General features: G+C 66.0%; 4 protein-coding genes. 3 read left to right on the top strand and 1 reads right to left on the bottom strand.

Features of this window, described 5'->3' with window-relative positions; all coding sequences use genetic code 11:
- Window positions 1–194: 194 nt before the first annotated feature.
- The gene (locus tag B4C31_RS04740; protein ID WP_291531544.1) at window positions 195–1,628 is read left to right on the top strand and encodes an ABC transporter substrate-binding protein; all 1,434 of its coding nucleotides are present in this window, start codon (window positions 195–197) and stop codon (window positions 1,626–1,628) included.
- 69 nt (window positions 1,629–1,697) lie between these two features.
- On the opposite strand, the gene B4C31_RS04745 is transcribed toward B4C31_RS04740, so the two are convergent.
- Window positions 1,698–2,462 (bottom strand): type III pantothenate kinase, encoded by a 765-nt coding sequence (locus B4C31_RS04745; protein WP_291531545.1) that lies wholly within the window; start codon window positions 2,460–2,462, stop codon window positions 1,698–1,700.
- Between the two features lie 123 nt (window positions 2,463–2,585).
- Here B4C31_RS04745 and B4C31_RS04750 point away from each other — a divergent pair, with 123 nt between their 5' ends.
- Together B4C31_RS04750 and B4C31_RS04755 are read left to right on the top strand one after the other, a co-directional pair.
- Window positions 2,586–4,220 (top strand): ABC transporter substrate-binding protein, encoded by a 1,635-nt coding sequence (locus B4C31_RS04750; protein WP_291531546.1) that lies wholly within the window; start codon window positions 2,586–2,588, stop codon window positions 4,218–4,220.
- A gap of 164 nt (window positions 4,221–4,384) precedes the next feature.
- Entirely contained in the window at window positions 4,385–5,362 is a 978-nt protein-coding gene (locus B4C31_RS04755; protein ID WP_291531547.1) for an ABC transporter permease, read from the top strand.
- Window positions 5,363–5,429 lie beyond the last annotated feature (67 nt).

The raw sequence follows: 5,429 nt of genomic DNA on the forward strand, positions 1-5,429 counted from the left end.
GACCGGTGCGGGCCGCCTCGTTTGTGGTGCGCCGCGGCGACAGGAGCGCGGGGCATGGGAGGCGTCGGCGGACGGCGGGAATTCGGTGTGCATACCGCGGGTGGTGGTTCCGCATCCAGCCGGATGCCGTACACTACATGGTGCACACAGGCCCGAATGGTGCAGCAGGGCCGTAATACGTTGAAGGAGCGGGTATGACGCGTGACGGGGGAGCCTGGCGGCGGATACGCCGCATCGCGGCGGCGGGACTCGGCGCCGCATTGCTGACGCTGGCCTCCGGATGCGCGGCCGCCGCCGATACGCGCACCGTGATCACCGTGTGGTCCTGGGAGCCCAGCATGCGCGCCGTCATCGAGGATTTCGAACGGGCCAACCCGGATATCCGCGTGGAACTGGATGCCACCAGCGGGTACACCAACCTCAATCGGTTCATTCAGGACGGCTACAACCTGCCCGACGTGGTGCAGCTGGAGTACTACGCCCTCGGGCAATACGCGGTCAGCGGACAGCTGCTCGACATCACCGACCGTGTGGCGGATTACGCCGGGCAGTATACGCCGGGCACCTGGTCCTCGGTGCAGTTGAACGGCACCGTATACGGGCTGCCGATGGATTCCGGCCCCATGGCGTTCTTCTACAACGAGGACGTGTTCCGCCAGGCGGGGGTCGACGCCGCGTCCATCCGCACCTGGGACGATTACTACGAGGCCGCCAGGAAGCTCAAGGAGATCGGCGTGTACATCACGGCCGACGCCGGCGATGCCAGCTTCTTCAACGCCATGGTCTGGCTGGCCGGCGGCCGGCCGTTCCTCACCTCCGCCGACGGCAAGGAGGTGACGGTCTGCCTGGACACCGACGCCGGCGTGGCCCGGTTCACCGCATTCTGGCAACGGATGATCGACGAAGGACTGGTCGCCACCAACCTGACCACATGGTCGGACGAGTGGAAGGCGGCGCTCGGCGCGGGGCAGGTGGCATCGCTGTTCTCCGGAGCGTGGATGCCATCCCTGCTATTGGCGGATGTGCCCGGAGGATCGGGATTGTGGCGGGTGACCACCATGCCCACCGAGAACGGCGTGCAGACCAACGCGGAGAACGGCGGATCGGCGATGGGCGTGCTGCGCTCCACCCGCAAACCCGAAGCGGCCTTCCGGTTCGTCGACTATGTCTGCCATGATGCGCAGGGCATCGCCACCCGCGTGGCCGGCGGCGCCTTCCCCGCGGACAACGCCACGCTGAACGACGAGGAGTTCTTGGGGCGGACCACCATCACCGACTCGCGGGGCATCGACATCCCGTACTTCGGCGGTCAGCGGTTCAATGAGGTCCTGGCCCAGGCCGCGCGCGAGGTGTCGGTGGGCTACCAGTACCTGCCGTTCGAGGTGTATGCGCGCAGCGATTTCAGCGACACCGTCGGCACCGCCTATCGATGGTCGGCCAAGGCGCTGCGGTACAACACCGCCAAAGCCCGCATCGAGGCGGGGGAGCGGACCGCGGACGGCGAGGAGATCACGCTGCCCGAGGACCCCGGGCAGCGCGTGAGCATGATGGACGGCGTGGCCCTCTGGCAGCGTGACCTGCTGGAATACGGCACCAATCAGGGGTTCACGATGAGCAGCGCCTCCTGACGGCTCGGACCGCTCGGAAGCCGGACCGCCACCGGTCGGGGTGCCGGTGCCGGGCCGCGTCGGACGTTGTCAGACGTTGCGGGCGTGGATCTTGGCCATGCCCTTGAAGATCAGATCCGGGTCGTAGACATCGATCAGATCGGTGTCGTCCATGAACACACGGCCCAGCCCGCCGGTGGCGATGACCTGGAAATCCTCCCGGATCTCCTCGCGGAACTGCATGATGGTGCGCTCGATGCCGCCGAGGAAGTTGTAATACAGGCCCGCCTGCATCGCCGTCTTCGTGCCGGTGGCCAGAATCGAATCCGGACGGGTGATCTCCACCTCGGGCAGCTGCGCGGTGCCGGTCCACAGCGCGGCGGCGGCCGTGCGCAGACCCGGGGAGATTAGCCCGCAGGTGATCGTGCCGCGCGCATCGACATAGTTGAACGTGGTCGCCGTGCCGAAATCGGCCACCAGCGCAGGCCCTCCGTACACGTAGTAGGCGCCGGCGCAGTCGGCCAGACAATCCGCCCCCAGCGACTTCGGGTCGTCGATGCGGATGTTCATCCCCGACTTGACCCCGGGGCCGACCACCATCGGGTCGATATCCAGGAACTTGACGATGCTGGCACGGAAGGAGTGCATCACCTTCGGCACCACGGAGGCCACAATGACATCATCCACATCCTGCGGCGTGTACCCGCTCATTCGCAGGAACTCGGTGATCATCAGCCCGTACTCGTCCGAGGTGTGATCCGCCTTCGTGGTGATCCGGTACGTGCCCACGATCTGTTCCCCCTCCAGGAAACCGAGCACGATATTCGTATTGCCGATATCCACTGCAAGTAACATGCCTCCATCATATCGGCTCGGACATAGGCAGGTCTACAATGGTGCGCGGTGGACGACCCGGACGGGCGGCCAACCGCAACAAACGAATCGCATCATCACCATACGCAACGCATAAGGATTGTCATGGCTGAACAACCAGGTGCGCACGGCCAGACCGGCGCAACCTCATCATCACCAGCACCCGCATCACCGACCAACGAGGCCAGCACGGATGCCTCGCTCAACGCCCGCGTCAAAACGCCGCGTCGCCGTCCATGGGTATGGATTCTCGTCGCGGCCGTGGCCGTGGTGACCGTCGTCATCGGCATTATCGCCGTCGTCACCCGTCCGGCGGCGCAGCAGACCGGGCGGCGCGACACCGTCACCATCGGGCTGAAACTCGCCCCCACCAACCTGGACATCCGCAACCAGTCGGGGTCGGCGCTCGACCAGATCCTCATCGGCAACGTGTACGAAGGCCTCGTGGCCCGGGACGAGAACAACCAGGTCGTGCCCGCGCTCGCCGCCAGCTGGGAGGAGAGCGCGGACGGACTGACCTACACGTTCCACCTCAACGAGGGCATGAGCTTCTCCAACGGGGACGAACTCAACGCCGATGACGTGGTCTGGTCCATCCAAGAACTGGTGGGCAAGCAGTACCATGACGCCAGCTCGCTGACCAACTTCGACTCGATCACGGCCGTCGACCCGAACACCGTGGAGCTGCGCCTGAGCGCGCCGAACTCCAACCTGCTGTGGACGCTCGCCGGACGCTGCGGCCTGGTCTTCGACCAGGACGCCGAATACGACATGAAAACCGAGGCCATCGGATCCGGCCCGTATCTGGTCAGCGAGTTCCGCGCCAACGACTCGATCACGCTGAAGGCCAATCCGAACTACTGGGGTGAGCATCGGGCGAAGACCGAGACCGTGGTCGTCCGGTACTTCACCGACGACAATGCAGCCGTCAACGCCCTGGCCTCCGGCGACGTGCAGGTGCTGGCGCCGATCAGCGAGAACCTGGCCGGCCAGTTCGCTGACGACCCCGACCACTACACGGTGCAGGCCGGGGACGGCACCGACAAGTACGTGCTGGCCTTCAACGGCGCCGGCGAACACACCTCGGATCCGCGCATCCGGCAGGCCATCCGGTACGCCATCGACCATGAGGAGCTCATCGCCTCGCGCGGCGGCGCCGACGCGCCGCTCGGCGGGCCGATCCCCTCGCTCGACCCCGGATACGAGGACCTGACCGACCTGTACCCGCACGATGTGGACAAGGCGCTGGAGCTGATGGCAGAGGCCGGGTACGGGCTGGACAACCCGCTGACGCTGCGCTTGGAATACTCGAACACGTACGGCACCGACCTGGGCGACCAGCTGCGCTCGCAACTGGCGCAGATCGGCATCGACCTGAAGGTGGAGGTGGTGGAGTTCTCCACCTGGCTGCAGGACGTGTACACGAACAAGGACTACGACCTCTCGCTCGTGGACCACAACGAAAGCCATGACTTCTACCAGTGGGCCGATCCGGAGTACTACTACAACTACGACAACCCCGAGGTGCAGAGCCTGTACGCGCAGGCGCTCGCCGCCACCGACGACGCGGACCGCGACGAGTTGCTGCGGCGGGCCGCCCGGATCGTGTCCGAGGATGCACCCGCCGACTGGCTGTTCAACTACCGCATTACCACCGCATGGGTCAACGGCGTGGAGGGCTTCCCGGTGAACCTCAACCAGACCCAGCTGCCCCTGTGGGATCTGTCCTATACGGCGTGACCCGGTATGACTGCGTCCAGTTGGGGATTTCTGCGTTCAGTTGGGAACCTGACGTCGGCTAACAGGCTGGAATCGCGGGAATTCCCTGCGAACCACACGTCGTACCTCGGTTCGGTTTCCAACTGAATGCCAAAATCGCCTACTGAGTGAGGAATGGGATGTAATTGAGGTTTATCATTCGCCGATTGGCGTTGTTCGTGGTGGCCTTGCTGGCCATCTCGGTGGCGGTGTTCGCCATGCTGCGCATCCTGCCGGGCGATGTGGCCGCGGTGATGGCCGGCGTGAACTCGCCGCCGGAACGGGTGGCCCAACTGCGCGCCGAGCTGGGGCTTGACCGTCCGCTGGCCGTGCAGTACCTGGACTGGTGCGCGAACCTGCTGCACGGCGACCTCGGCGCCTCCATGCTCACCGGTCGTTCGGTCAGCGAGCAGGTGGGGGTGCGGGCCTTCATCACCTTCCCGCTGATCACGCTCGGCCTGCTCGTCGCCCTGGTGATCGGCATCCCGCTGGGGTGCGCGGCCACCTTGGCCCGCGGGCATCGCGCCCGCGCCGCCTACCGGCTGGTCTCCATCGTCGGCGGAGCCATTCCCGCGCTGTGGAGCGGCATGCTGCTGATCCTGCTGTTCGGCCGCGGCGTGGGCCTGATCGGCGTCCTGCCCTCGCAGGGCTTCCCCGCCGCGGGCTGGGGCGCACCGGGCCGGGCGCTGACCTCGTTGATACTGCCCGCCTTGAGCGTGGGCATCATCGTGGGCGCCAGCCTGATGCGGTACACGCGGTCGGCGTTGGGCGAATTCGCCTCCTCCGGGTACATCGAGATGGCGATGTCCTGCGGCATGACCCGCACGCAGGCGGTGCTGCGGGTGGGCCTGCGGCTGGCCATGCCGCAGATGGTGTCCGTGGTGGGACTGACCTTCGCTGAGATGATCACCGGCGTGATGGTCATCGAGAACCTGTTCGCCCTGCCCGGTCTGGGCACCGGCTTGGTGACCGATGTGGGTAACCGCGACCTGATCGCCGTGCAGGGCGAGCTGTTCATGCTCGCCGCGTTCTTCCTGCTCATCGGCCTGCTGGTCGACCTGGCGCATCGGGCCCTGGACCCCAGGCTCAAGGCGTCCATCAGTGGAAATGAGGTGTCCGCATGAAGGCTGCAATCGGTTACGCCGCCACGGTATTGCGCTCGATGTGGCGGCACGCCGGCGGCCGATTCCC

The sequence above is a fragment of the Bifidobacterium sp. UBA4282 genome, assembly GCF_002394995.1.
In the GTDB taxonomy this organism is placed as follows: Bacteria; Actinomycetota; Actinomycetes; order Actinomycetales; family Bifidobacteriaceae; genus Bifidobacterium; species Bifidobacterium pullorum_B.